Source organism: Candidatus Kosakonia sp. 282A-S69, from assembly GCF_029433855.1.
GTDB classification, from domain to species: domain Bacteria; phylum Pseudomonadota; class Gammaproteobacteria; order Enterobacterales; family Enterobacteriaceae; genus Kosakonia; species Kosakonia cowanii_A.
This window is the reverse complement of record NZ_JAROAU010000003.1, coordinates 1601672-1628075: the sequence shown is the minus strand read 5'-3', so window position 1 is coordinate 1628075 and position 26404 is coordinate 1601672. Positions and strand designations below refer to the sequence as shown.

Sequence of the window (26404 nt, the reverse complement as noted above, 5' to 3'; positions counted from 1 at the left end):
CCCAATGAGCAGGATGAGCGAATAATGAACAAGACCCCTTTTACCTCCATGCAGCTGACGGTGCGCCTCGCGCTGGTTGGCCTGGTGCCGCTTCTGGTTATGCTGCTGTTTCTCTGGGGGGGCGGCTGGCTGACACCCGAACGCCTCACCCCGGACAAACTCGTTAATGTGTTACAGCAGTCTGGCGGTGAGCACCCCGGTTTTCGCCGCAACCACGCTAAAGGGATCTGCGTGAACGGCGAATTTATCTCCAGCGGCAAAGCCAGCACGCTTTCGCGCGCCGCGCTCTTTGCGCCGGGAAGCACGCCGGTGATTGGCCGTTTTGCCATTGCGGGCGGTAACCCCGCCGCGCCGGATTACGCGGTGCCGGTGCGCAGCCTGGCGCTGGCTTTTACACTTCCGGACGGCGAGCAGTGGCGCACCGGCATGAACGCGATGCCCTTTTTTCCGGTACGCAGCGTAGCCGGTTTTTTTGATATGCAGGTGGCGACGCGCCCCGATCCAGCCAGCGGAAAACCCGACCCGGCAAAGGTAAAATTCTTTCTTGAGAAGCACCCGGAAGCCGCGCCCTTTCTCGCGTGGGCAAAAGCGAACGTGCCCTCCAGCAGTTGGGCCAGCGACCGCTTTAACAGTCTCAATGCCTTTCGCATGATCGATAAAGCAGGCAACGAGCATCTGGTTCGCTGGAGCATGGTGCCGCAGACGCCCTGGCAACCCATTCGTACAGAGCAGAAGCAGGATAAAAACTTTTTGCAGCGCGATCTGCATCAGCGCCTGGACCGGGCACCGCTAAAGTGGGATATGGTCATTACCGTCGCCCGCGCGCAGGATGATGGCAGCGATGCCTCACGGGCCTGGCCTGCCGAGCGGCAGACCATCAATGCCGGCACGCTGGTGCTGAACCGCGCCGTTGCGCAGGCGCAAGGGGATTGCAATGACATCAATTACGATCCGCTCATCCTGCCGGACGGCATTGCCGCCTCGAACGACCCGCTGCTGAACGCCCGCTCATCCGCGTACGCCAAATCCTACAATCTTCGCACCCGCGAACAAGCCGGAGCCCACTGATGAAACAGGTTGCTTATTTCCACCCGCTGCTGCGCGCGGTTCACTGGCTGATGGCCGCCGCGATAATTGTGATGCTGTTCATCGGCATCGTGATGGTCTCGACGGTCTCCTCGCTGCACAGCTTGCTGCTGACCCTCCATAAACCGCTGGGTTTAATGATCCTCGTGCTGGCGCTGGTGCGTTTGTGGTTACGTTTCTATACCGCCACGCCGCCGTTGCCTGCCTCGTTGCCGGTCTGGCAGCGCGCGATGGCGCATCTGTCTCACTGGGCACTCTATGCGATGATGCTGGCGCAACCGCTGATTGGCTGGGCGATGCTCTCGGCGGCCGGTTATCCGGTGACGCTGGGCGGCGGATTTGTGCTGCCGCCGATTGTGCCGGTGAATAATGACGCGTATGCGCTGCTGCGTCCGTTGCACTCTGTAGTGGCGCTGGCGCTGTTTGTCACCGTAATGGCGCACCTCGCCGCCGCGCTGCTGCATGCGCTGGTGCTGCGCGATGGGGTGTTTGAGAGCATGTCGGGAAGCCGCAGACGATGAACGATGATGAAATCCGCGAGGTGATGCCGCATCTCTACCGCTTTGCCTTGTGGCTGGCGCGGAATCCACACACCGCGGAAGATCTTGTGCAAAGTTGCCTGGCGAAAGCCCTGACGCGGCGGCGTGATAGCGAGCAGAGCCTGCGCGCCTGGCTCTTTACCATTCTCTATCGTCAGTTTGTCGATGGCGAACGGCGGCGCAAACGCTACCTGAAAGTGCTCACCTTTTTCACCGGCGAAGAGCCCACCGCTTTTACCACTGAGTCGCTGGCTATCGCCGATGATACGCTCACACTCTTTGCCGCACTGCCGACGGAGTATCGCGCGGTGCTGCTGCTGGTGAGCGTGGAGGGGCTGAGTTATAAAGAGGTGGCGCAAACCCTTGGCATTCCCCCCGGCACGGTGATGTCACGCCTGTCACGGGCACGAAAAATGCTGCATGAAAAGCTGGAAGGTCAGCCAACGCCGTTAGCGTTAAGGAGATTGAAATGACGTTGCCACCGGATGAACACGATCTGCACGCCTGGCTTGATGGCGAGACCGACGAGGCAACCTCGGCGCGCATCGAACACTATCTGGCGCAGAACCCACAGGCCGCCCGTGAGGTTGCAGGCTGGCGACAGGATGCGCAGCGCCTGCGCCAGTCAATGGATCGCCACACCGTTACGCTTGAGATGCCGGAACCCCGCGCGCTGCGCCGCCAGCAGCGCCAGTTGCGGCAGTGGAAGCTGGCAACGGCTTTCGCGCTGGTGATGGCGCTTGGCGTCGGCGGTTTTACCGGCTGGCAGATGAAAGCGTCACAGATGGTGCTGGCGCATGCGCCGATGGAAGATGCGGTGCAGGCCTACAAGCTGTTTGATAATAGCGCCATTACCCCGATGGATATGGCGACGACGCAACAAACGGAGCTGACCCACTGGGTCGGGCGCTACTTTATCAACGGCAACCAGCCGCCCAATCTGGAGCAGTATGGCTTTACGCTGGTCGGCGCCCGGCTTGTCGCCACGGCGCAGGGTCCGGCTGCGCTGATTATGTATCAGGACCCGCGCGGCACGCGGGTTGGCTGGTATATCCGCCCCTTAAGCCCGGGGAAATTACCCTACGGTGAGCGTAAGGCTGAGGATGTGATGGCGCAATACTGGAGCGACGGCCATTATAACTACGCGCTGGTTACGCCGCTAAACGCCCCGGCGGTAAACGGGCTGCGAAAAGCGGTTGCGCAGGCGACCAGCTGAGGCCTACCCGGCATCAGGCGTGACGATTTTGCCCCAGATATTCTGGTCATCGAAGCGGCCATTGAGAAATTCCGCCTCTCGCTGGCAGCCTTCAAGGGTAAAACCGTTACGCTCTGCGACGCGGTTACTGGCCTCGTTGGCGACCCGGCATTTGATGACAAAGCGGCGGATATCGCCGCGCTGGACGTAGAAGCGCATCATCGCCTGCATCGCGCGGGATAAAATCCCCTGCCCCTGCGCCGCTTCATCCAGCCAGTAGCCGATGTAGGCCGCTTTGTTGGTCGGTTCGATAGCGTTGAGAGAGAGAACGCCGACCAGCACGTGATCGCGCAGGATCAAGAACATCTTCGCGTACCCGCGCTGATGCAACAGCCGGTTGCTCTGGGCTGTTTTACGGGTGGCGTCAATGGATGTGACATACTGCGGCCAGTCGAGATAGCGCTGTAAGCTGTCGCGGTTTTTAACAATTAACTGGTGAAGATCGTGAACAAAGCACTCATCAATCATTTCGAGCGTGATCTGCTCGTCAACCTTAATCACCGCATCCGGGCAAGTCGGTTCCGGTAACATCACTCCTCCTGAAAAACATCGCCCCCATTCGGGGGCGATTAAAAAGCTTAGCGCATGATGCGGTCGTCGACGTAATTTCGCTTCTCCGGCGCGGGCGGGAAGTATTGATAGAGCCAGGTTTCGCTGATCGCCTCCCCCTGGCAGCGCAGGAACATACGCATCTCTACCGGGTCGGTCGAGGCGTTGGTCGGATACCAGTCGAACTGGATGCGATAGCCGTCAAACGGCTCGACATAAAGGATTTCGACCTGTTTCGCCTCCCCGTTCGACAGCGTAATAACCGGCTCGATCCCCTTCGGTGCAGCAGCTTTCAGATCGCCGCCGACAAAATCGATGGCGAAACGACGCGCCCACTTCTCCGGATAGTGCTCGCCCGGCGCCCAGCCTTCCGGGAACCCGCCCATGCCGGTCCGCGTCGCATAGACGTTTGCCAGCGGTGAGCGCACCGGCGGCTGCGCGCTCCAGTAGAGGCGATACTCAAAGGCCAGCTCGTCGCCGGCTTTGATCGCTTTTTCCGGCTGCCAGAAGCAGACCACGTTATCCAGCGTTTCGCCGGTGGTGGGGATCTCCATCAGGCTGACTGCGCCTTTGCCCCACTTATTGCGCGGCTCCACCCACAGGCTCGGGCGTTTGTTGTACCAGCCCATGACATCCTGATAGTGGCTGAAATCGCGGTCGAGCTGCAGCAGGCCGAAGCCTTTTGGGTTCTCATCCTGGAAAGCATTGAATTGCAGCTTCTGCGGGTTATTCAGCGGACGGCAGATCCACTCCCCGTTGCCGCGCCACATCGCCAGACGATCGGAGTCGTGGATCTGCGGGTGAATGGTGTCGCAGACGCGGCGTTCGTTATTGCCACAGCTAAACATGCTGGTCATCGGCGCAATACCAAGCTGCTTAATCGCCTTACGGGCATAGAGGCGGTTATCCACCTCCATGATCACCTGGCTCTTCTCGCAGTGGATGACGAATTTATAGGCACCGGTCAGGCTGGCGCTGTCGAGCAGCGCATAGACGGTAAAGGTGGTGTCGCCCGGCTTCGCGGTTTCGAACCAGAAGGCGGTAAAGTCCGGGAACTCTTCCGGCGTGTCGGTAAAGGTATCAATTGCCACCCCGCGCGCGGAGAGACCGTACTGGAAGGTGTCATCTACCGCGCGGAAATAGCTTGCGCCGAGGAACGAGACGACATCGCGGCGCGCCAGCTCCGGGGCTTTGAAGGCGCGGAAGCCGGCAAAGCCGAGATCGCTCTGCCCTTCAAGCTGTTTGGTGTCGACACCTGCGTCGTGGTAGTTGAACAGCTCCGGGCGGAAGTGAATTTCACGCGCCTGATGGGTCGCCTGATCCAGCGAGAACATACGCACGCGGCGGCGAAAACCCATGCCGACGTGAAAGAACTGCACATCGAGCTGGCGGCCTTCAACGTTATTCCATAAGGAGTGCTGCGCATCATACTGAATGCTGTTATAGGCTTGCGGCGTCAGGTTAGCCAGCGTCGGCGGCAGCGCTTTCGGCGCGCCTCCCCATGGCTGTTCGGCCAGATCGTGCGCCATAGATTGCAGCACGGAGAAGTCGAAACGGCGGCTTTGACCATCGGCGATATCGGTCTGCGCTGCAGAGGCTGCTCGTGAAAAGAGCGAGGCAACGCCAGTGGTGCCGTAAGTTGCCGCGAGGGCCATGGATGCTTGAATAAATCGTCTGCGGTTCATGCCTGGTAACACGTCCTTCTGGTCGTAAAATGGCATTTCGCGATGTCGCGAAACAGCGGCAAAAGCGTATGGCTGATGAAGGCACCACTCTAGACAAAATTCATTGAGAATCCAATTGTTGGCCGCTGATTATCTGAGCAAATCACGAAATTTTCCCAGGCTTTAGGAGCAGCCTGAAAAGTATGTAAAGATCTGTTCACCGCTAAGGCTGCGGTCTCTCAGCCACACGGCAGTCAACTGACCCTAATCAGTTTTATCGCAGGCTGTGGCTATCGCAGGTAAACGGGGCGTAACAGGGTCGTTATGCCTTAGCGGGGCGTGAGATTAGAAGCCAAAAACCGGGCTATATTCAGGCGCATAATTTTCTCGTCTAAGTTGTGCATAGAAATCCAGCAACTCGGCCTTCGAGTGAACCTGAATGAGGTACCCGGCAGGATGAATAAATAGCGGTCTGTCAGCAATATCAAAACCAGGGCTGAAAGGATTGCCCGTCTCATCATTATGCCAGACCAGTTTTCCCCCCTTATATCCCTCTGCGGCAATCTCTTTGTTTAAGGCCTGAATAATTGTCATACCAAAGAAATGCAAGTTGCCCATATTGACATCCTCACTCTGGCCGGGTAAGCCTCGCGGTTTCAGGAACGCATGCTTAAAGTTTCCCCGCAAAAGTTTCGGTGATGCGGTTAGCGGTCTGATATTAACGGATTGGTTCACACTGGGGATGATGGAAAATAGATCATAATCAGCGGTGATGGGCCTTGGGTCAGCATAATGACTGCCGGATTCAGGTGGGTTAGTCATCACCCGTACAGGGTTGAATTTTTCATCAAATACCTCACCCTCGTCATTGATAATAAACTGTTGGCGGCCACTGGGATATTCAGCGTAATAGTGACCATTTCCGGTATCCATTAAGTGGCCGCTGCTGATGAGCTCCTTAATGCGCTCTTTGCTGATTCTTAAATCAATGGCGGCAGCGCCTTTTTTCACCGCAGAGGCTATATAGTCACTCTGTTTAGGGTAAGACGACGGCGAAATCTTGGAATAAATCGGGTCTTCTGTAATAAACCCCGCAGTCGGCCCGGTTTGACTTGATTTCGCTTTCATGTGGAAATTTTTTGAAGGATAACCTTCATTTAATAGCGTCCTCCCCAAAGGGTTGGGCATTCTGATCCCCAGCACCACATTGTATCTCCTCGCCACACGCTTAAACGCATCGGCATAGAGTAAATCCGCTGTGGTTGTATGCCTGCCAGGTGTTGTGTGACTTAATTCACTCCCTTGCTCCTCATTAACGCCCTCTGAACGCTGAGTGTTCAGAGTCTTTTTTGCCATGTACGCAAACATACGTTACCCCGCATAACAGGAGTGGGTTGATTTTTAATCATAGTGTTTACGCGAGCAGCAATGCTAACTTTTCACTGTTAAAGCAGCCCACACCGTCTTTTGCTGCGCTCTTCCGCCTGTTGATAGAGGGCAAACTCGTCAAGCACCGGGCAACCGAGCGCGGCTTCAAACTGCTGCTGGCTGGCGTTACCGTGGCTGCGCGCCTGGGTGGCATTGCCGAGATTGGACTGGAAAATCCCGGCGGCGCTGACGGGGAGAAAGTCCTCATAGATGATGGGCTGCGCCACTACCCAGCCGCGCTCAATCAGCGGCTGCGGATCGTCACCGGGGCGAATCGCCTGGCGGTGCGCCTCTCCGGTGGGTGTCAGGCGATAGCGGAACCAGGCCAGCCCCTGTTTACGCAGCAGCATCTCGCTGTCGGGAAAGGCTTTGAACACCTCCTGCAAATGGAGCTGATGCGTGAGATTATCTTTGCCCGTCCCGGCGCTGTTCAGCAGCCGGTCATAAAGCTCGCGCCCTTTCGGCGTCAGGGCGACGCCGCGCTGCTCGATCTCGCCAAAGCGCGCCGTGTGCGTGCCGTGATGCTCACCGCTGAACATCACCGGCTCATCAAGCGCTTTAAAACTGGTCTGACGCAGCAGAATCGGGACTTCTCGGCGCGGCGGCCCTTCAATCAAGATTTTTGGCTCAATACCATACTCCGGCATGAGCGCCTGCACCCGGTCAATATCCAGCGTGCGTGGGGTTAAGTGGTTGATATGACAGCCGGGGAAACAGACCACATCGGCAATCAAGCGATGCTCGTAATGCAGCGCCTGATAGGTTTTTTCATCGACAGTTGCATGACGATGCCAGCGAAATGTCTCCAGCGCCTCTTTAACAAACAGCTGCGCCTGCTGGGCAGTAAAGCCGCCGTTCAGTTCATGCACTTCAATCAGTTGCCGACAGGCGGGCGTGAAGATGTCGCGCTTCGCCAGGATCGCTGCCGCCCGGTCACGAAGGGCCTCATTTTCAATCAGCTCCAGCCGTAACAGCGAGGTGAAAATGCGGAACGGATTGCGTGATAGCGCCTCATCGTCAATCGGGCGAAAAGCGGTGGAGTGAACCGGCACGCCCGCCTGGGAGAGGTCGTAATAGCTGACCGGGAACATCCCCATAATGGCAAACATGCGCCGCAGGGTAGACAACTCCTCCGCGCTGCCGACGCGGATCGCGCCGTGGCGCTCGACGTTCAGCCTGGCAAGCTCATCGGCATTCACCAGCTGTTCGTGAAGACGTGGATTGTGCTCCAGTACAGCCAGGTTTACATCAGCCACAAGCTCCAGCAAGGTGCCATATTGCGGGACTTCCTGCTGGTACATGGCCGACATCGCCTGCGAAAATTGTTCCCTGATCTCATCTGCCGTGATGCTGTACGTCATAGTCTTCTCTCTCCACGCTGTTATCTCTGGAGTGTAGAGAAGGCTACCCGTCCCCGTGCGGGGAAATTTACAAAGTGTGATCGTGGCAAAAAACGCGCTTCTGCCGCGCGCAATCGAGCATAACAAAAGATTATGGAACGTAGCGCGAACAAAACCCTGGAAACATGCTGGTTTCGTCACATTGCGGGCAGAATGTGTTTGTAACTCAAAAGGATTGGATGTTAATAATATTTTGCAAACTGGTTATCAAAATTAAATAAATCTGCGAGCCACCTTCGCCACTCGGTTTTAACATTATCTTATGGAAAAAAACGCTCTCTTTTCACAGCGCATCCGACTGCGCCACCTGCATACTTTCGTCGCGGTCGCGCAACAAGGAACATTGGGGCGCGCTGCCGAAACCCTCAATCTGAGCCAGCCTGCCCTCTCAAAGACCTTAAATGAACTTGAACAGCTTACCGGCAAGCGGCTGTTTGAGCGTGGACGGATGGGCGCGCAGCTTACTCACGTTGGCGAGCAGTTTTTAAGCCACGCGGTGCGGGTACTGGATGCGGTCAATATTGCCGGGCAGTCGCTAAGCGATCAGGAAGAGAAAAACTGCGAATTGATTCGCGTTGGCGCGCTGCCTACGGCGGCGCTGGGGATTTTACCGGCGGTGATTGGCCAGCTGCACAAGCAGCAGCCTGATATCACCATTCAGGTGGCGACTGCCAATAACCCGATGCTGCTGGCGGGGCTGAAGACTGGCGAGCTGGATATCGGCATCGGGCGCATGTCCGATCCGGATCTGATGTGCGGCTTACACTATGAGCTGCTGTTTCTGGAGTCGCTTAAACTGGTGGTGCGTCCACGTCATCCACTGTTGCAGAGCACCGTCACCTTGAGCCGGGTGCTGGAGTGGCCGGTGGTCGTGCTGCCGCAGGGCACAGTGCCCCGACAGAACGCCGAGGAGCTGCTCGCCAGCCAGAACTGCGCTCTGCCGACGGGCTGTATTGAAACCCTCTCGGCCTCCCTTTCGCGGCAGTTAACCGTCGAATATGACTACGTCTGGTTTGTGCCCTCTGGCGCAGTGAAAGACGATCTGCGCCTCGGCTCACTGGTGGCGCTCCCCATTCCACCGCTGGGCATCGGCGATCCGATTGGCATCATCACCCGCGTCGACGCCCCGCTCTCACCGGCGGCGCTCACCTTAATCAGCTATATCCGTAAAACGCTACCGGACTGATGGTTAAATGCTTTACACCTGCTGTGGAAGAGGCTTGTTTACCTTTACCTGCAACCAATCTTAAACAAACATTTCAGCGTGAGGACGGCAGCGAAAGGCGCTGATAGACTCAAAGGTATCGACTACAGCAAGAGGAAGATCATTGTTATGCAATATGATGAACAGCAGCTTATCAATGGGCTTTTTCAGCGCCTGAAACAGGCTGAACAACAGAACGGCCAGCGCGATGCGCAGGCCGAGCACCAGATCACCGAACTGGTCCGACAGCAGCCGGCGGCACCCTACTATATGGCGCAATCGATGCTAATCCAGGAAGCGGCGTTAAAACGCATGCAGGCGCGCGTGCAGGAGCTGGAAAATCAGCTGGCGCAGCAGCAGAGCCAGCAGCCTGCCAGCGGCGGTGGCAGCTTCCTCAGCGGCCTGTTTGGCGGCAACAAAACCCAGAACCCTCAGCCTGCGCAAAACTGGGGGGCGCCACCTGTGCAGCAACAGCAACCCCAGCAGTATGCCTCGCCAGCGCCCACCGCATCGCGCGGCGGCGGATTTATGGCGGGCGCCCTGCAAACCGCGGCGGGCGTTGCGGGCGGTGTGGTGATCGCCGATATGCTGACCAGTATGTTTCACCACTCACAGCCACAGGAGATCGTGAATATCATCGAAGAACCGGCAGCTGCCGCAAGCGACGTGACGCAGAATGATGCGTTCACTAACGCTTCTGACACGCAGTTTCTCGACGGCAACGATCCCTACCAGGCAGACAGCTTTGGGGACTATCAAAATGATGATTTTGGCAGTGACGATTTCGGTAACGATGACGACAGCTTTATCTAACGTTTAAATCCCTTCCTGCGCCGGATAGCATCTCGTTATCCGGCCCATAAATTTCTGGCACTTCCCTCAAATAATCATCTGTGAGCGAACATCCCTTATCCCTACCAGATCCAGTAGTCTGCGCAAAGTGCATCATATATTGATGCTACGCTACGCAGCACTCACACCAGGTGGGTTCAAAAAAACCATCCTATGCAGAATATGGAGAAGGGAATGTTCGCAAAAACAATTGCTCGATCGCTGGCAGTTGCCGCCTGCGTGTTTGCGCTGTCGGCGTGTGACGATAAAAAAGCAGAAGAGCCGCAACAGGCATCGCAAAGCTCGGCAGAGCAAGCTGAGATCACCAAATATAATGCGTATATTGAGGCGGCCAATATGTCCTCCTCTTCGTTTGGTGAGCAACTGGAGCAGTATAAAAAATATATCGCTCCCGCTTTCACCGGTGAAAAGCCGCGGGACGATCTCTTCTTCCCTGGCTCTGACACCACCATCCCCCGCGTGAAAGATCTGTTAGATAAAGCACACGCGATGGAGCCGGCGATGAAAGATCTCGATGACTCGGCCACGCGTTATAGCGAAGCGCTGGGTGAGACTGAACCGGTTAACCGCGATCTCTATAACTACATTAACGCCAAAACCTATAAGAGCGACAACGGTGCCAAAGGCCGCGAGCTGCAGCCGAAGTTTATCAGCGCCATGGAAAAACTGGTTGTTGCGCAGGCCGGTTTCTTAAATGCCATCGATAAAAAAGACCGCGAGCGTATTAAAGCGGAATACGAGAAAACGCCGAAAGATACTGCTGCCTACTACCGCATCGGCTCCATTTACTACCTGAAAGAGAGCATGGATGCCGCTAATGGCTTCATTAATGGCGAAGGTTTAGGTGATAAGAAAGACGCCTTTAAGAAATCACTCGATCAGTTCAACGAAGCGCTGACTGCGTATGACGCCAAAATGCGTGAAAGCAATAAAAAAGGGTGTTCAAGCCTGATCTTCACCGCCAACTCCTATCTCTCCACCGGCCGTGATGTCATTGGTCATACTGAAGATGGCACCTATGAAAAAGAGGCGAAAGAGCCTAAACAGTTCCAGATGATGCAGTCCACGCAGGAAAATGATGTTCGCGATCTGATGCAGAATTACAACAACGTCATCAACGCGATCAACATCGGCACCTGCTAAGTTGCTGTTTGCGTAATCGACAAAATAAAAGAGGCCGGATTATCCGGCCTCTTTTTTTATCTCAACGTTTATTTAAACGTCAGAACGTTTCCCAGTTGTCACCGCTCGCCAGCGCCGGACGCTGCGGGGTAAAGGGTTTTGCTGTCGGTGCCGCGCTGCTCTGGCGCTGCGCCTCCACACCGTTTAGCCGGAATGCGCCGACTGCCTGCGTCAAACGTGCGGCCTGCTCCTCCAGCGAGGTGGCTGCGGCCGTCGCTTCCTCAACCAGCGAGGCGTTCTGCTGCGTCACATTATCCATTTCGGTGATCGCCTGGCTTACCTGAGTAATGCCTTTGCTCTGCTCATCCGATGCGGCAGCAATCTCCAGCATAATATCGGTGACGCGTTTAACGGCGGTGACGATCTCATCCATCGTCTCCCCGGCGGAGACAACTTCGCCGGAGCCCTGCTCAATTAAGCTTACGGACTCGCTGATCAACGCTTCGATCTCTTTCGCGGCCTGGGCACTGCGGCTCGCCAGGGTACGAACTTCGCTGGCGACAACGGCAAAGCCGCGCCCCTGTTCACCGGCGCGCGCGGCTTCTACCGCCGCGTTGAGCGCCAGAATATTGGTCTGGAAGGCGATGCTGTTAATCACGGCGGTGATTTCAGAGATTTTGCGCGAACTGTTGGTGATATTACCCATGGTCTGCACGACGCCGGAGACAATCTGGCCGCCTTTCGTCGCTTTACCCGAAGCATCGCGCGCCAGGCCGCTGGCATGATGCGCGTTGTCTGCGTTCTGCTTCACGGTTGCGGTGAGCTGCTCCATGCTGGCAGCGGTCTCTTCAATCGCTGCCGCTTGCTGTTCGGTACGCGAAGAGAGATCGGTGTTACCGGCGGAGATTTCGCTGGTACCGCGATAGATCTCTTCCGCCCCCTGACGCACGGTGGCGACGGTGGTGACCAGAGAGTGCTGCATGGCCTGCAGATCGTGGCTAAGACGCCCAATCTCACTGCGCCCGGTTGGTTCGTCCGGCAGCGTCAGATCACCAGAGGCGATGCGTGAAATGCGCTGGGCGGCGCGCTGCAGCGGGTTAATCACCACACGACGCAGTACGGTAAAGGTGATGATGGTCAGCACCAGCGCAAAAGCAAACGCGGCGGCCATAAAGATCAGGCCAAGCTGCGTGCGGCTGTGGGCTTCCTCTTTCAGACGCTGCGCACGCTCGGTGCGGATCTCAATCGCTTTCAACAACACGGCATTGTAGGCATCGTCCAGCTGGCGCGCCTGCTCGCTTTCATGGTTGATGATCGCTTCAAACATGCCGTTTTTGGCATATTTCAGCATCGGCTGCAGCCCGGCAATGTAAGCATTGAAACGCGCAGTGAGATCGCTATCCAGCGTCAGGTCGGCCTCGGTTTTCACCGGGCGATCCATATATTGTTTAAAGTTTTCCTGCGACTGCTTGATGCGTTTTTCCGCCTCGGCGATGTTGGTTTTCACATCCTCCATTTCGGCGATACGGCTTGCCGCACCCGCGTGAATCAATTTAATCCGGGCGACGCGAAGATTGTTAGAGCTGTTAGATAATCCCATGCGCACCTGGATCTCCTGAGTCACATCCTGCTGGTCGCGATCGGCCTGCATCAGGAAATAACCCGCCAACCCGGAACTTAAGGCAAATAGCACCAGAATGCCGGAAAGAATAAAGGTAAACAGGGGAACCAATCGAATATTGTGCATAAAACCAATGCCTTGTGTTTTTTGCATTGCTGCTTTGTTATCCATGGCGTCGACTCTCGTATTAGTCTGCTAAGTACAAAGGAATGATATATAGGCATCGGCAATAATTGGATTTTTCTTATGGTGAAAAGCGCAACGGCGGTCACAGATTTGGAGTTTGGTTGCGCCGGCGGAGGACCCGCCAGCGCGAAGGGAGATTACTTCTCGCCGAAATGGATAACGGTGCGGATCGATTTACCTTCATGCATCAGATCGAAAGCTTCGTTAATTTTATCCAGCGGCAGACGGTGGGTGATAAACGGATCGAGACGGATTTTGCCCGCCATTGCATCTTCCACCATACCCGGCAACTGGCTGCGGCCTTTGACGCCGCCAAAAGCAGAACCGCGCCATACGCGGCCGGTGACCAGCTGGAACGGACGGGTGCTGATCTCCTGACCTGCGCCCGCCACGCCGATAATCACGCTTTCTCCCCACCCTTTATGGCAGCACTCAAGCGCGGCGCGCATGACGTTTACGTTGCCAATGCATTCAAAGCTGTAGTCGACGCCGCCATCGGTCATTTCAACAATCACTTCCTGAATCGGGCGATCGTGATCTTTCGGGTTGATAAAGTCCGTCGCACCCATCTCTTTCGCCAGCGCGAACTTGTCCGGGTTGGTGTCGATTGCCAGGATACGGCCCGCTTTCGCCTGTACCGCGCCCTGAATGGCCGCAAGACCAATCCCGCCGAGACCAAAGATGGCGACCGTATCACCCTCTTTCACTTTCGCCGTGTTGTGCACCGCGCCAATCCCGGTGGTGACGCCGCAGCCCAGCAGGCAGACCTTATCCAGCGGCGCTTCCTCGTTGACTTTCGCCAGCGAGATCTCTGCGCAGACGGTATATTCGCTGAAGGTGCTGGTGCCCATATAGTGATAAATCGGCTCGCCGTTATAGGAGAAACGGGTGGTGCCGTCCGGCATCAGACCTTTACCTTGTGTGGCGCGCACGGCCTGGCAGAGGTTGGTTTTGCCCGATTTACAGAATTTGCACTCGCCGCACTCGGCGGTGTAGAGAGGAATGACGTGATCGCCCGGCTTAAGGCTGGTTACGCCCTCGCCCACTTCCACCACAATACCGCCACCTTCGTGGCCCAGCACCGCCGGGAAAACACCTTCCGGATCGTCGCCTGAGAGGGTAAAGGCATCGGTATGGCAAACACCCGTGTGCGTAATGCGTACCAGCACTTCCCCTTTTTTGGGTGGCGCAACGTCGATCTCGACAATCTTGAGGGGTTGGCCTGGCCCGAAGGCTACAGCTGCACGTGATTTCATCTCGCTTTCCTTTTTATGTAGACGGTGTTGCTTATTTTAGATAAGAGCGTAGCAGATGGCCGACTTCTGCCATCCGCACTGCGCGTTGGTCGGCGGTGGTCTCGCCGACGACCAGCTCATCTTTCAGGTGAATTTCAACCATTTCGCCCATCAGGCCATTGGCTGCGCCGCGTACGGCGGCGATTTGTTGCAAAATTGCGATGCAGGGGTCGCCGTTTTCCAGCGCCCGCTCCAGCGCGTCAACCTGGCCGCGAATGCGCCGCACCCGCGTCAGCACGCGTTTTTTATCTTCAGGTGAATGGGGCATAAAACCTCCTGGATACTATAGGGGGGTATGGTAACTTAACCTCAGCAATCATGCAAACGGCGACGTAATAAGGTGAGAAAAGCGAGGACGTTTCTGAAAGCGTCGACGCCGTCAGTATTGTTGCTGGCACTGCGGAACTGTTAATAGAGAGAGTTTTAAATATGAATAGATATTTAAATAACAACACAAAAGATAATTACTGGCCGGGCTTTACACAGAAGAGTCAAATGACCACATAGTACCGTTGGTTATTAATCCTTAAGTCCACTCTCCCCTGTCGCATGTTTTAGCGCACAACTTAGCGTAAAAATTTTTAAATATTATCCTCGTTTAGCATATTGAACTTAAATTAACGTTTCGCTTAGGTTCTTTCTATGTTGTTTGCTAAGATTCTTCCTGGCGAATGAGTGGATAATATTTTGTAAGGAAGATGTATGCGCTGGAATATTACGGACATGTTAGTTTCCCCTGCCACAGGTACGGCATTTGCTTTAGCCAGAACACAGCAGGACAAAGCGGTGATCGTCTGGTACCGAGGCCACTATTTCCTGCGCCCGGGAAACATATTAGTCACTGATTCAAAAGGAATTATCATGGATGGAAGAATGCATGAATTTAAGGTTATCCATACCATGCCCTATTTCCCGACCATCTGGAAAACTTTAAAAAATAGTTGCTCGTGTCCAGGGAATGATAATATTTCTTTGCGCGAATGTGATAAACAAAACGAGTGCCTATTTCCGCTGTGCCCCTACGGTATAAAACTTTCGCCTTAAGGGGTTTCGCAGGGGATATATTATATTTCAGCGCAAGAATATATTGATCGTTTTGTAACCCGGCGAGAGAGATCCCGCCGGGTATTATTTAACGCTTTAACGGTTGGCCTGCGGTTTCACGTGCGCGCATCACGGTGATGAAGGTGATCAATGCAGCCCCCATCACATAGAAGGCGGGCGAAAATTTATCGCCTGTTGTGGTGATAAGCCAGGCGGAGAACCACGGCGTGATCCCGCCAAAGAAGGCCACGGCAAAGTTATAGGCGATCGACAGGCCGCCGTAGCGCACGTTAGTTGGAAAGAGTTCCGCCATCGCCGCTGTGCATGCGCCGTCAAACGCCGCGATAAACGCGCCGAGCATCACCATCGCCAGCACCGCAGAGAGCACATCGCCGTTCGCCATGATCATCATCGCCGGGTAACTCAGCAGAATAAACCCTGCGCAGCCCGCCAGCATCAGCGGCTTACGGCCATACTTATCTGAGAGATAGCCCATAAACGGCACCAGCACCGCAACGGAGAAGAGACCAATGGTGGTGATGGCGTAGGCGTTGAGTTTGCTGAAATGGAGCTCAGTTGCGAGGTAGCTCGGCATAAACGTTTGTAGCGTCCAGTGCCCCACCGCTTTGATAACCACAAAGCCGACACAGAAGAGCAGCGCACGCCAGGCGGTGGTGACCGCTTTGCGCAGCGGCGCGGTTTCGATCTGCCCGCTTTTCATCGCCTCAAGAAACTCCGGCGAATCTTCCAGATGCCTGCGCAGATAGAGCCCCACCCAACCGAGCGGCCCGGCGATCAGGAATGGAATACGCCAGCCCCAGTCGTTCATTGCGCTCTCGCCAAGCGCAGCGGTAAGCAGAAACACCAGCCCGGAGCCGACAACAAATGCCATAAAGCCAAAGTTGTCGATCCAGCAGGTGAAGTAGCCGCGTCTGGCGTTCGGAGCGTACTCCGCAAGATAGGTAGTGGCTCCTGAGCTCTCCCCTCCGGCGGCGAAGCCCTGCACCAGACGGGTGATCACCAGCAGTACCGTGGCGGTAATGCCAATCTGATGGTAAGTGGGCAGCAGCCCCATCACAAAGGTTGCGCCTGAGGTGAGCAAAATCACCGTCGCCAGCACCTTCTGCCGGCCTTTGCGATCGCCCAGCGAGCCGAAGAAAAGCCCACCAAGCGGGCGCATAATAAACCCGGCGCCAAACACGGCGAAGGAGGAGAGCAGCGCCACGCTCGGGCTGGAGGAGTGAAAAAATTGCAGGCCAATAATCGCCGCCAGCGTGCCGTAGAGGCCGAAGTCGAACCACTCCACAAAGTGACCGATACCGGTAGCGAGCAGAACTTTACGTAATTTGCGCGATCCGCTGGCCTGCGCATCGGCAGCCACCCGGTCGAGTGATTCCTGTACTGGCTGTGTCATTTGCCTCTCCCACTCTCGATAGTGTTTCTATAATAGATACTATCTACACCGCTTGTTCGAATTTCGCCCACAGGCGATGATGGAAAATGTGATTTCTCCCCAGCTTTTTCTTACGAAAATCAGGCGGGATCACAGCATTCTGGGGCAAGTCACGCAAAAAAGGTAAGAGATTTCGCAGGATGTGCAGCCCGGCCATGGATGCCACCGGGCAGGATACGTTAGCGTTCGCGTTTTTTCGGCATCATACGCAGCAGTGTATTGTCTTTAAAAATGTAATGGTGCAGTAACGCGGCAGCGGCGTGCAGGCCAACAATAAAGTAACCGAGTGTGGCGAGAAGTTCATGATACGCCTTGAGCGTGTCGACCAGATCGAAGTTGGCCTCGTTGGCGTGCGGCATCGGCAGGCCAAAGGCGATCCACGGGCCGCCGCGGTTATACATCATCAGCAGGCCGAGCAGCGGCAAGGCGATAAACAGCAGATACATCGCCAGATGACCAAGGTGCGCCAGCCCGGTCATCATCGCAGAGGGTTTGGGCGCAATCGGCGGTGCAGGATGTTTCAACCGCAGCAGTAGACGAGCCACCATCAGTATAAGAACAGAGAGACCGCATGAAACGTGGACGATATTGAAATAAGGCCGGAAGCTACGCGGCGCAAACCCGCGAAACTCCATGGCGCAGTACGCGCCGACGACCAGCACCACCACCAACCAGTGAATGGCAATCTGCGGGCCTGAATAGTTGCTACGCATATGAATCCCCTGAAAGAACCAACCGGCCTTCAACATAACGGGGTTTCCTTAAAAATTCATTAACTTTTCTGTATCACTTTTCAGCGACTTAGCGCTTGCGCCAACCGGGTAGTTTGCGCAATAAACGCTGACGACCTATTACTGAATATGGACAAAACAACAGGAGCCTGCGTGGAGAATCTGACGCCGCAAACACTACTGAGTTTGATGGAGGACGCCGTCGCGCGCGCCACCACCTTTCCCGTCTGGCCGCAGGGCGAAGCGCCCGGCGCGCGCACCAGCCCGGTACAATTTCAGCTGGAGGAGGAGCACACCGGCCCCTCGCCGCTCGATCGGTCGGTGACCGGCGTGCGGGCACCGGAAATCACCGTTTACGCGCCGCAGCACCCTAATGGCGTCGGCATTCTGGTCACGCCCGGCGGCTCTTACCGCCGCGTGGTGCTGGATAAAGAGGGCAGCGCTCTCGCCCCTTTCTTTAATGAGCGCGGTTATACCCTGTTTGTGATGACCTACCGCTTCCCTGGTGACGGCCATGCCGAGGGGGCAGATGCGCCGCTGGCAGATGTGCAACGGGCCATGCGCCTAATCCGTGCGCAGGCAGATCGCTGGCAGCTGGATGCCGACAGGCTCGGCGTGATGGGCTTTTCCGCCGGCGGCCATGCGGCAGCGAGTCTCGGCACGCGTTACAGCGATGTGATCTACACCCCGCTGGATGCTATCGATGAGCAGAGCGCGCGACCAGCCTTTATGGCGCTGGTCTATCCGGTTATCACTATGCATGCCGATATCGATCACCCGATGTCGCGCCAGCAGCTGATTGGCGACAGGCCCGATGAGGCGCAGATCCGCCGCTACTCCGCTGAGGAGCATGTCAACAGCCAGACGCCGCCCACCTTTTTGCTGCATGCGGTCGACGACCCGGCGGTAAAAGTGGAAAACAGCGTGGTGATGTTCTCTGCGCTGCGCCGCCTCGGCGTGCCGGTGGAGATGCATCTCTTTGAGCAGGGAAAGCACGGTTTTGGTATTCGTGATGCGCAGGGATTACCGGTTGCCGTCTGGCCGGCGTTGATGATGGCGTGGATCGAAAGCAAGGTGTGAAAACGCCCCCGCGCACGGCGGGGGCAGACTTATCAGGATTGCAGGTAGACCACCTGGGTTTGCAGGTATTCGTTCAGGCCATGGCGGCCATCCGCGCCGCCAATGCCGGATTTGCGCCAGCCAGCGTGGAAACCCTGCATCGCTTCAAAGTTCTCGCGGTTGATGTAGGTTTCGCCAAACTTCAGCCCGCGCACCGCTTTCATCGCCATGTTGAGATCGCGGGTGTAGATTGAGGACGTGAGGCCATAGTCGCTGTCATTGGCCATCGCCAGCGCTTCATCAAGTGTGTCGAACGCCACGACCGGCAGGACCGGACCAAAGGTCTCCTCGTGCATAATCGCCATCTCCTGCTGCACATCCAGCAGCAGCGTCGGCGGATAGAAGTACCCTTTTCCTTCCACTTTTTCGCCGCCGAGGGCAACCCGCGCTCCTTCAGCGACGGCGCGCGCCACCTTCTCCTCTACTCGCTGCAGGGCCGCAGCGTTGATCAGCGGCCCCATCGCAATATCGTTACGTTGCGCCGGATCGCCAAACTGCACCGCTTTCATCGCTTCGCCAAGACGGTTGACGAAGCGGTCGTAAATCCCCTTCTGCACATAGACGCGCTCGGCACAGTTACAGACCTGCCCGGTGTTGATCACCCTTGAGTCAACAATGGCTTTCACCGCCAGCTCAAGGTCGGCATCGTCGAGCACAATCGCTGGCGCTTTACCGCCCAGTTCGAGGCACACTTTGGTGATATTTTTCGCCGCCGCCGCCATGATCTTCTCCCCCGCGCCGACGCTGCCGGTCATGCTGACCATCGCTACTTTCGGGTTGCCCGCCAGCTCCTGCCCGACGGTTTCACCGCGCCCAAGCACAAGGTTGAAGACCCCTTTCGGTAAGCCAACCTGCTCAACGATGCGGGCAAAGGCGATAGCGTTACTTGGGGTAAATTCACTGGGCTTGATCACGATGGTGTTACCGGTGATAAGCGCAGGCGCCATTTTGCGGGCGATCAGAAAGAACGGGAAGTTCCACGGCAGGATGCCGGTAGTGACGCCCAGCGCGCGTTTGAAGACAAAGATATTCTCGTTCGGGCGGTCGCTTTGCAGGATTTCGCCTTCGTAACGGCGCGCCCACTCGGCCATATAGTCGATGTAGTCGGCGGTAAAAGAGACTTCCACCTCGGCGAGTTGCTGGATTTTGCCCCCTTCGGCGACAATCAGCGCGCTGATTTCGCTGGCCTTTTCACGAATGCCAGCGGCAATTTTGCGCAACCAGCCGGCCCGCTCGATAGCGGGCAGTGTTTCCCAGCCAGGCTGTGCCCGCTCAGCGGCCTCAATGGCTTTGCGCGCATCTTCGGCGCGCCCGTCGGGGATCCGCGCGAGAATCTCTTCAGTCGCCGGGTTGACCACATCAAGCCAGCCCTCGCCCTGCCAGCTGACAAATTGCCCATCAATAAACATCGAGTGTTGTACGGGTGCTGTCATGATCTGCTCCTGTAATGGCATTGTTTTTAACGAGTGAACATATTGTTAAAAATCTATCGCCGCAGCGGGCGATGCCGAGGCTCAGGAGCAACTTTTGTGAGGAGACGCAAAAAAGCGGCAGGAAAAAGCGAACAAAACAGTATGCCTTTAGCGGGAGGCGCTGCCCGTTTGCGCCACACATGACGCAAACGGGCATTGACCTTACAGCGCGCGCTGGGACAGGGCGTCAGTGAAGTGAGCATCCGCCCGCAGCATTTGCCAGGCCTGCTCAATCTCTGGCGGAAACTCGACATGGGCCAGGTAATCGCGCCCGTTAGGGCCATAGCCGTTAGCATCATCCCGCAGACGGGGTATTTCCCCCATTATCAGGGAGAGATAACGCTCAACGGGCCATAATCCGCGCACGCGAGGCTGGAAAGCGAGCCCATCCGGCGTATTGATCAACCGAGGCGTAAAGCCGGGCCAGCTGAACCAGTGGGGGGCGTTAGCGCCCTGCTGGCTGGCGCGCGCGAAGGTTGCCATGGTGCGCCGCTGCATGGTTGGGTCCTGCACAATGACCCCTGTTTTTGGCGCGATCTGCTGGCTTGCCAACTTAGCGAGACTGAAGCGGGCATTTTCACCGCTGTTGGTTGAGCGGTCTTCAATCAGTAACTGACTTTCATCAATCTGCCAGAACTGACGAGCAATATCGGCGAGGATTGCCGCTTCGCCGCGCCCGGTGGTGCGTATCGCGTTATAACGGGGATGACGCGCAATCGCAGAGTAGAGGAAGGTTGTCGAGTGACCAACACCGCCGCTAATCAGCAGCGGCGTTTTTTGCGCAGCCGCCAGTCCACAGGCCGCTTCAATGGTCGGAATGACGGCATTGCCCGCCAGGATTACCACATCTGCCCGCACCGGCGAAGGTTTGCCAGTGAAGTCATTTTGCGCCAGCCATTCACCGAGCCTGTTTACCGCGGCGAGCGTCGGCTCAGGCAGCGCGGGAAATGTTGTTTTAAGCATGGAAACCTCCTTCTCATTGCTGACTCCAGCCTACCCGCACGCCGGAGAGTGACCAGAGGATCTCTCCTAATCGCGGTTTACTCCCCTGCACACCGCACAAAAAGAACACATTTCGTGACAACGTCACTCATATATCACTATTTTTCTGCGCTTCCCCTCCTGGCAGGCGGCGCGTAATCTATATTTTTCTTATGCACTTGCATTGCATTTATGGGCGCACGTAGAATCGTTAGCCCCCTAACTATTTAGCAGGATAATTTTTAGGTTTTCATGCATAACCACACTTGCTGTTTCTCTGCGCGCTCTATCGTTACCCATGAGGTCAAAAAGTAATGTCTGAACCCAAACGCGACCCTTACGCGCCGCGTGAATGGGCCGCTCATGAAAAGCCGATGCTGCTCGGCTCCCCTTCAACGCCCTGGCACAGCACGCCGCGGCGCATCGCCTATGGCATTGTCGGTTTGCTGGTCTCGATGACCGGCGCGCTGGGTAATGCGATGGTGACGGCGAACCTGCAAAATTTGCAGGGCACTTTTGCCGCATGGTCAACGGAGATCGCCTGGCTGCCGGCGGTATACGTGATGACCAACGTCTCCATCAACCTGCTACTGGTGAAGTTTCGCCAGCAGTATGGCCTGCGGGCGTTTACCGAAGGGTTTCTGGTGCTCTATGTGCTGGTCACCTTTTTCCACCTCTTTATTAACGATCTCAGTTCCGCGCTCCTGGTACGCGGGGCGCACGGCATGGTGGCCGCCGCGCTCAGCTCGCTGGGGATTTACTATCAGATCCAGGCCTGGCCGGCGAAGCATCGCCTGAAAGCGCTGACCATCGGGATTACCGGTTCGACGCTGGCGATCCCGATTGCCCGCCTCTTCTCTACAGAGCTGCTGCAACTTAATGAGTGGCGCGGGCTCTATCTGTTCGAGCTTGGGCTGGCACTTATCTCGCTCGGTTGCGTAATTGCCCTCAAGCTGCCGCCGGGCGATCGTAAAAAGGTGTTTGAGAAGAAGGATTTCATCACCTTCTTTCTGCTGGCACCTGGCATGGCGCTGCTCTGTGCGGTGCTCTCGCTCGGGCGTCTCGACTGGTGGTTTGAGACGCCGTGGCTCGGCTGGGCGCTGGCCGGTGCGCTGGTGCTGATCGTCTCGGCGATTGTGTTTGAGCACAACCGCAAGAACCCGCTGCTCAACACCCGCTGGCTCTCCAGCGGCAGTATTGTGCGCCTTGGCCTGATTATGCTGCTGATCCGCATTGTGCTTGCCGAACAGAACACCGGTGTTTTTGGCTGGTTGCAGTATGTCGGCCTGCAAAACGAGCAGATGACCCGGCTGGCGTGGTCAATTCTGGCGGGGATTATTTGCGGTATCGTCGCCAGCTGCCTGACCATCAAACCGCAGCGCCTCGGCTGGCCGATCCTCACCGCGCTGGCGCTGATGATTATCGCCTCGTTGATGGATAGCCAGTCAACCAGCCTGACGCGTCCGGATCAGCTGATGATAAGCCAGTTCCTCTTCGGCTTTGCCAGCGCCTTTTTTATCGCGCCCGCGATGCTGGCCGGAATTGGCGGCGTCATCGCTGAACCGCGCAACCTCGTCAGCTTCTCGGTGCTGTTTGGCATGAGCCAGAATATCGGCGGGCTGATGGGTTCGGCGATCCTCGGCACCTTTCAGACGTGGCGCGAGAAGTATCACTCAAGCTTGCTGGCGGATCAGCTCACCACCCTTAACCCGCTGGTGAATGAGCGTCTGCAACTCTACAGCCAGATGTACCAGAGCATGATTGGCGACAGCAGCCTGCTCAGCGTGCAGGCGGTCACGCAGTTGCAGAGCGCCTCGACGCTGCAGGCGACCATACTGGCTTATAACGACACCTATATGCTGACGGCGAGCGTCGCCGCCGCCACGCTGTTATGGATTGCATGGCGCTTGTTGCGCCTGCGTATTACCGCTCGACTCGCCCTGAAACGGGCAACGGGTAGCAAATAATAATGATCACATTACTGGAGTTTTTACTATGAGCCAGCAGGACGCCGCTAAAGAGCAGGCAAGTACCCGCAGCAACGTGCGCGTGGTGTCCATTTTTACCGCCGCGGCGATCGTCATCGTCGGCGTGCTGGTGATCCTTTACGCCTGGCAACTGCCGCCCTTTACGCGGCACATGCAGTCGACGGATAACGCCTATGTGCGCGGGCAGACGACGTTTATCAGCCCGCAGGTGAATGGCTATATCACCGAGGTGCCGGTGCAGGATTTCGTCAATGTCAAAAAGGGCGACCTGATTATGCAGATTGACGATCGCATCTACCGTCAGCGTGTCGATCAGGCGAAGGCGACGCTGGCGATGAAGCGCGCCGCGCTGGAGAACAACCTGCAGCAGCGCAAAAGCGCGCAGGCGGTGATCGCGCGTAATGAGGCGGCGCTTGCCAGCGCCAGGGCGCAGAATCTGCAGGCGCAAGCGGATCTAAAACGCGTCAAAGCGCTGACGGCGGACGGTTCTCTCTCTATTCGCGAGCGCGATGCCGCGCTGGCGACCGCCGCGCAGAACAGCGCCAATATTGCCCAGGCGCAGGCGACGCTGGAGATGTCCCGCCAGGATCTGCAAACCACTATTGTTAACCGCGCCTCGCTGCAGGCGGATGTGGAAAACGCGAAAGCGGCGCTGGAGCTGGCGCAGATCGATCTGCAAAACACGCGCATTGTTGCCCCGCGCGACGGGCAGCTTGGGCAGATCAGCGTGCGTCTCGGCGCGTATGTCACTGCCGGCACGCATCTCACCTCTCTGGTGCCTGCCCAGCGCTGGGTGATTGCCAACCTGAAAGAGACGCAGCTTGCTGACGTCGTGGTCGGTCAGCCCGTCACCTTCAGTGTCGATGCCCTTAATGGCCGCAACTTTAACGGGCGTGTCGAGAGCATTTCGCCCGCAACGGGCGTGGAGTTCAGCGCCATCAGCCCGGATAACGCCACCGGGAATTTTGTCAAAATCGCCCAGCGTATACCGGTGCGCATCCAGGTGGAGGGCAAAGCCGATGAGATCGCCCGTCTACGCCCCGGCATGTCGGTGCAGGTGCATATTGATACGCGGGAGGCGCAGCAATGAGGCGTTATCCGACGTTGATCGCATTCAGCCTGCTGCTGGCGGGCTGCCAGTCGGTGGATGTTGAGCGCGCCCAGCCTTCGCTACAGATCCCGGCGGCGTGGCGCAGCGAAACCGGGCCGATGAGCAAAGTCGACAGCGTGTGGTGGCGCAACTTTCACGACAGCCAGCTCAACCGCTATGTCGATCAGGCACTGCGTTATAACAGCGATGTGCTGGTTGCCCGCGAGCGGGTCAATGAGTACCAGGCGCGGGTCTATGCCGCCAACGGCGCGCTGTTCCCTGAAGTGGATATCGGTTTATCCGGCACGCGCGCCCGCTCGCAATCCGCCGCTACGGGTCAGCCGGTGCACAGCACCCTCTATAAGGGTAATCTGACCACCAGTTACGATGTCGATATCTGGGGGGCGAGCCGCAGCGCATCGCGGGCGGCAGAAGCGTCGCTGGAAGCGCAAAAAGCGGCCGCGGCGGCGGCGGACTTAACCGTAGCCACCAATGTCGCCTCTGGTTATCTCACGCTGCTATCGCTGGATGAGCAGCTCTGCGTCACGCGCGCCACACTGAAAGCGCGGGAAGATGCCTGGCGGCTCGCCCGCCGTCAGTATGAGACCGGCTACACCTCGCGGCTGGAGCTGATGCAGTCCGATTCGGAATTGCGTGCAACGCGGGCACAAATTCCCGTGCTGGAGCACCAGATCAGCCAGCAGGAGAATGCGCTCAGCGTGCTGCTCGGCAGCAACCCGGGCGCGATACAGCGCGGCGATTTTCAGGCGCTGACGCCGCTCTCATTGCCTGCGCAGCTGCCGTCATCGCTACTTAACCGCCGGCCCGATATCGTGCAGGCTCAGCGCCAGCTGGTTGCCGCCGATGCCGGGCTTGCGGTATCGCAGGCAAAACTTCTGCCGTCGCTCAATCTTACCGCCAGTGGCAGTATGCAGGACGATACCCTGCCCGGCCTGCTCGATAATCCACTGCGGCTGTGGAACATCGGCGGCAGTATTCTGGCGCCGCTGCTGAACCGCCAGGCGCTGAATGCGCAGGTGGATGTCTCTATGTCGCAGCGCAATCAGGCGCTCTATGGCTATGAAAGTACCGTACGCAATGCGTTCAGAGAGGTGAATGACAGCCTCGACGCCATCACTCGCCTCGGCGAGCAGCTGAGCGAGCTGGAAGGCCAGCGGCAGGTGGCAGAAGAGACGCTGCGCATTGCACAAAATCGTTACCAGAACGGCTACTCCTCCTACCTGACTGTGCTTGATGCGCAGCGCACGCTCTTTAGCGCGCAGCTCAACGCCGTGCAGGTGAAAAATAATCTGTTGCTGGCGCAGGTGGATCTCTATCGCGCGCTGGGTGGGGGCTGGTCCGGTATGAAGTAATTATCAACAACCCAGGAGTCATGCTATGCAGCAGAAATGGTCCGCAGTCGATGAATACTTAGCACAACGGCTTCTCCCTGAAGATGAGGTTCTGACGCAGATCCTCGCCAACAACCGGCGCGCCGGATTACCTGAAATTGATGTGTCGCCGATGCAGGGCCAGCTACTGGCGCTGCTGGTGCGGATGACGCACGCTAAACGCGTTCTTGAGATCGGCACACTGGGCGCGTACAGCACAGTGTGGATGGCGCGAGAGTTGCCCTCTGATGGCGAATTATTGACGCTGGAGTTTGATGCGTTACATGCCGCGATTGCCCGAGAGAACATTGACTATGCTGGCCTGACCCGCCAGGTAAGAGTCAAAGAGGGCCCGGCGCTACAGACACTGGAATCGCTTGGCGAGCGCCCGCCATTCGATCTGATTTTTATTGATGCCGACAAACCCAATAACCCGAACTACCTGAAGTGGGCACTGCACTATTCGCGTCCGGGCACGCTAATTATTGGCGATAACGTGGTGCGCGACGGCGAAGTGACCAACCCATCCTCCACCGATGACCGGGTGCAGGGCGTGCGCACATTTATTGAGATGATTGGCGACAATCCGCGCCTGACGGCGACGGCGATGCAGACCGTCGGCGCCAAAGGCTGGGATGGCTTTACGCTTGCGTGGGTGAACTCGTAAAACGGGTTAACTGCCGGATGGCGGCTGGCGCCTTATCCGGCCTACAAACCCATCGCGTGCGGATAAATTCGAGACCGTAGGCCGGATAAGCGTAGCGCCATCCGGCAATCTCTGCGGATGGTGAGCTATTCCGTTCTGGTAATCCGCGATCAACCGCCGGATGGCGGCTGCGCCTTATCCGGCCTACAACCCCATCGCGTGCGGATAAATTCGAGACCGTAGGCCGGATAAGCGTAGCGCCATCCGGCAATCTCTGCGGATGGTGAG

The 26404-nt window shown here is 57.0% G+C and carries 24 protein-coding genes and 1 pseudogene; 13 read left to right on the top strand and 12 right to left on the bottom strand.

All coding sequences use genetic code 11. The features are described 5' to 3' along the window. The first annotated feature begins 24 nt into the window (after positions 1–24). From PU683_RS13380 to PU683_RS13365, 4 genes are read left to right on the top strand one after another with little or no spacing between them, the layout of a single operon-like run. On the top strand, positions 25–1068 hold the full coding sequence (locus PU683_RS13380) for a catalase family peroxidase (RefSeq protein WP_277172200.1): 1044 nt from the start codon (positions 25–27) through the stop codon (positions 1066–1068). Next, positions 1068–1607 carry a cytochrome b gene (locus tag PU683_RS13375; RefSeq protein ID WP_277172198.1) on the top strand — a complete coding sequence of 180 codons (540 nt, stop codon included), beginning with the start codon at positions 1068–1070 and terminating at the stop codon, positions 1605–1607. Before PU683_RS13380 ends, PU683_RS13375 begins: the two co-directional genes overlap by 1 nt. Further along, positions 1604–2098 (top strand): RNA polymerase sigma factor, encoded by a 495-nt coding sequence (locus PU683_RS13370; protein WP_277172196.1) that lies wholly within the window; start codon positions 1604–1606, stop codon positions 2096–2098. The genes PU683_RS13375 and PU683_RS13370 overlap by 4 nt, the downstream gene beginning before the upstream one ends. Next, positions 2095–2841, top strand: coding sequence for an anti-sigma factor family protein (locus tag PU683_RS13365; RefSeq protein WP_277172194.1), 747 nt, complete (start codon positions 2095–2097; stop codon positions 2839–2841). Before PU683_RS13370 ends, PU683_RS13365 begins: the two co-directional genes overlap by 4 nt. A gap of 3 nt (positions 2842–2844) precedes the next feature. On the opposite strand, the gene rimL is transcribed toward PU683_RS13365, so the two are convergent. The 5 genes and pseudogenes from rimL to hglS form a co-directional block, all read right to left on the bottom strand. After that, a complete protein-coding gene (rimL, locus tag PU683_RS13360; RefSeq protein ID WP_277172192.1) occupies positions 2845–3411 on the bottom strand; it encodes a 50S ribosomal protein L7/L12-serine acetyltransferase in 567 nt (188 codons plus the stop codon). Between the two features lie 47 nt (positions 3412–3458). Then, positions 3459–5114: a glucan biosynthesis protein D gene (locus PU683_RS13355; protein ID WP_277172191.1), complete on the bottom strand. Its 1656-nt coding sequence runs from the start codon at positions 5112–5114 to the stop codon at positions 3459–3461. A 324-nt stretch (positions 5115–5438) separates the two neighbouring features. Beyond that, the gene (locus PU683_RS22380) at positions 5439–5711 is read right to left on the bottom strand and encodes a DNA gyrase (protein ID WP_346771068.1); all 273 of its coding nucleotides are present in this window, start codon (positions 5709–5711) and stop codon (positions 5439–5441) included. A 288-nt stretch (positions 5712–5999) separates the two neighbouring features. Then, positions 6000–6449: pseudogene (locus tag PU683_RS22375) on the bottom strand (anthrax toxin-like adenylyl cyclase domain-containing protein); the annotation flags it as partial. 89 nt (positions 6450–6538) lie between these two features. Beyond that, positions 6539–7882: a 2-oxoadipate dioxygenase/decarboxylase HglS gene (hglS, locus tag PU683_RS13345; protein ID WP_277172187.1), complete on the bottom strand. Its 1344-nt coding sequence runs from the start codon at positions 7880–7882 to the stop codon at positions 6539–6541. Between the two features lie 301 nt (positions 7883–8183). On the opposite strand from hglS, the gene PU683_RS13340 reads away from it, so the two are divergent. From PU683_RS13340 to PU683_RS13330, 3 genes are all read left to right on the top strand, one after another. Next, a complete protein-coding gene (locus PU683_RS13340) occupies positions 8184–9107 on the top strand; it encodes a LysR substrate-binding domain-containing protein (RefSeq protein ID WP_277172185.1) in 924 nt (307 codons plus the stop codon). A gap of 147 nt (positions 9108–9254) precedes the next feature. Continuing rightward, positions 9255–9938: a DUF2076 domain-containing protein gene (locus PU683_RS13335; protein ID WP_277172183.1), complete on the top strand. Its 684-nt coding sequence runs from the start codon at positions 9255–9257 to the stop codon at positions 9936–9938. A gap of 213 nt (positions 9939–10151) precedes the next feature. Further along, positions 10152–11120: a YiiG family protein gene (locus PU683_RS13330; protein ID WP_277172182.1), complete on the top strand. Its 969-nt coding sequence runs from the start codon at positions 10152–10154 to the stop codon at positions 11118–11120. Positions 11121–11199: 79 nt separating this feature from the next. Here the strand turns inward: PU683_RS13330 and PU683_RS13325 are convergent, their stop codons facing one another. The 3 genes from PU683_RS13325 to PU683_RS13315 form a co-directional block, all read right to left on the bottom strand. Continuing rightward, the gene (locus PU683_RS13325; protein ID WP_277172180.1) at positions 11200–12891 is read right to left on the bottom strand and encodes a methyl-accepting chemotaxis protein; all 1692 of its coding nucleotides are present in this window, start codon (positions 12889–12891) and stop codon (positions 11200–11202) included. A 152-nt stretch (positions 12892–13043) separates the two neighbouring features. Continuing rightward, the gene (locus PU683_RS13320; protein WP_023478640.1) at positions 13044–14162 is read right to left on the bottom strand and encodes an S-(hydroxymethyl)glutathione dehydrogenase/class III alcohol dehydrogenase; all 1119 of its coding nucleotides are present in this window, start codon (positions 14160–14162) and stop codon (positions 13044–13046) included. 31 nt (positions 14163–14193) lie between these two features. Further along, positions 14194–14469: a metal/formaldehyde-sensitive transcriptional repressor gene (locus PU683_RS13315; RefSeq protein WP_277172176.1), complete on the bottom strand. Its 276-nt coding sequence runs from the start codon at positions 14467–14469 to the stop codon at positions 14194–14196. Between the two features lie 434 nt (positions 14470–14903). Between PU683_RS13315 and PU683_RS13310 the strand changes: the two genes are divergently transcribed. Continuing rightward, complete coding sequence (locus PU683_RS13310) at positions 14904–15245, top strand: hypothetical protein (protein WP_277172174.1); 342 nt, start codon at positions 14904–14906, stop codon at positions 15243–15245. 88 nt (positions 15246–15333) lie between these two features. Here PU683_RS13310 and PU683_RS13305 read toward each other — a convergent pair whose 3' ends face one another. Next, positions 15334–16659 carry an MFS transporter gene (locus tag PU683_RS13305; RefSeq protein ID WP_277172172.1) on the bottom strand — a complete coding sequence of 442 codons (1326 nt, stop codon included), beginning with the start codon at positions 16657–16659 and terminating at the stop codon, positions 15334–15336. Between the two features lie 218 nt (positions 16660–16877). Then, positions 16878–17411, bottom strand: a complete 534-nt coding sequence (gene cybB / locus PU683_RS13300) for a cytochrome b561 (protein WP_277172170.1) — start codon at positions 17409–17411, stop codon at positions 16878–16880. A 171-nt stretch (positions 17412–17582) separates the two neighbouring features. Between cybB and PU683_RS13295 the strand changes: the two genes are divergently transcribed. Then, the gene (locus PU683_RS13295; protein ID WP_277172168.1) at positions 17583–18509 is read left to right on the top strand and encodes an alpha/beta hydrolase; all 927 of its coding nucleotides are present in this window, start codon (positions 17583–17585) and stop codon (positions 18507–18509) included. 32 nt (positions 18510–18541) lie between these two features. Here the strand turns inward: PU683_RS13295 and aldA are convergent, their stop codons facing one another. Together aldA and PU683_RS13285 are read right to left on the bottom strand one after the other, a co-directional pair. After that, positions 18542–19981: an aldehyde dehydrogenase gene (aldA, locus tag PU683_RS13290; RefSeq protein ID WP_277172166.1), complete on the bottom strand. Its 1440-nt coding sequence runs from the start codon at positions 19979–19981 to the stop codon at positions 18542–18544. A 201-nt stretch (positions 19982–20182) separates the two neighbouring features. After that, on the bottom strand, positions 20183–20983 hold the full coding sequence (locus PU683_RS13285) for a YdcF family protein (protein WP_277172164.1): 801 nt from the start codon (positions 20981–20983) through the stop codon (positions 20183–20185). Positions 20984–21315: 332 nt separating this feature from the next. Here PU683_RS13285 and PU683_RS13280 point away from each other — a divergent pair, with 332 nt between their 5' ends. From PU683_RS13280 to PU683_RS13265, 4 genes are read left to right on the top strand one after another with little or no spacing between them, the layout of a single operon-like run. Next, on the top strand, positions 21316–22968 hold the full coding sequence (locus PU683_RS13280) for an MFS transporter (protein ID WP_277172162.1): 1653 nt from the start codon (positions 21316–21318) through the stop codon (positions 22966–22968). A gap of 28 nt (positions 22969–22996) precedes the next feature. After that, positions 22997–24079 carry an HlyD family secretion protein gene (locus tag PU683_RS13275; protein WP_277172159.1) on the top strand — a complete coding sequence of 361 codons (1083 nt, stop codon included), beginning with the start codon at positions 22997–22999 and terminating at the stop codon, positions 24077–24079. Next, positions 24076–25452, top strand: coding sequence for an efflux transporter outer membrane subunit (locus PU683_RS13270; RefSeq protein ID WP_277172157.1), 1377 nt, complete (start codon positions 24076–24078; stop codon positions 25450–25452). Before PU683_RS13275 ends, PU683_RS13270 begins: the two co-directional genes overlap by 4 nt. Positions 25453–25477: 25 nt before the next feature. Continuing rightward, the gene (locus PU683_RS13265; protein WP_277172155.1) at positions 25478–26137 is read left to right on the top strand and encodes an O-methyltransferase; all 660 of its coding nucleotides are present in this window, start codon (positions 25478–25480) and stop codon (positions 26135–26137) included. Positions 26138–26404 lie beyond the last annotated feature (267 nt).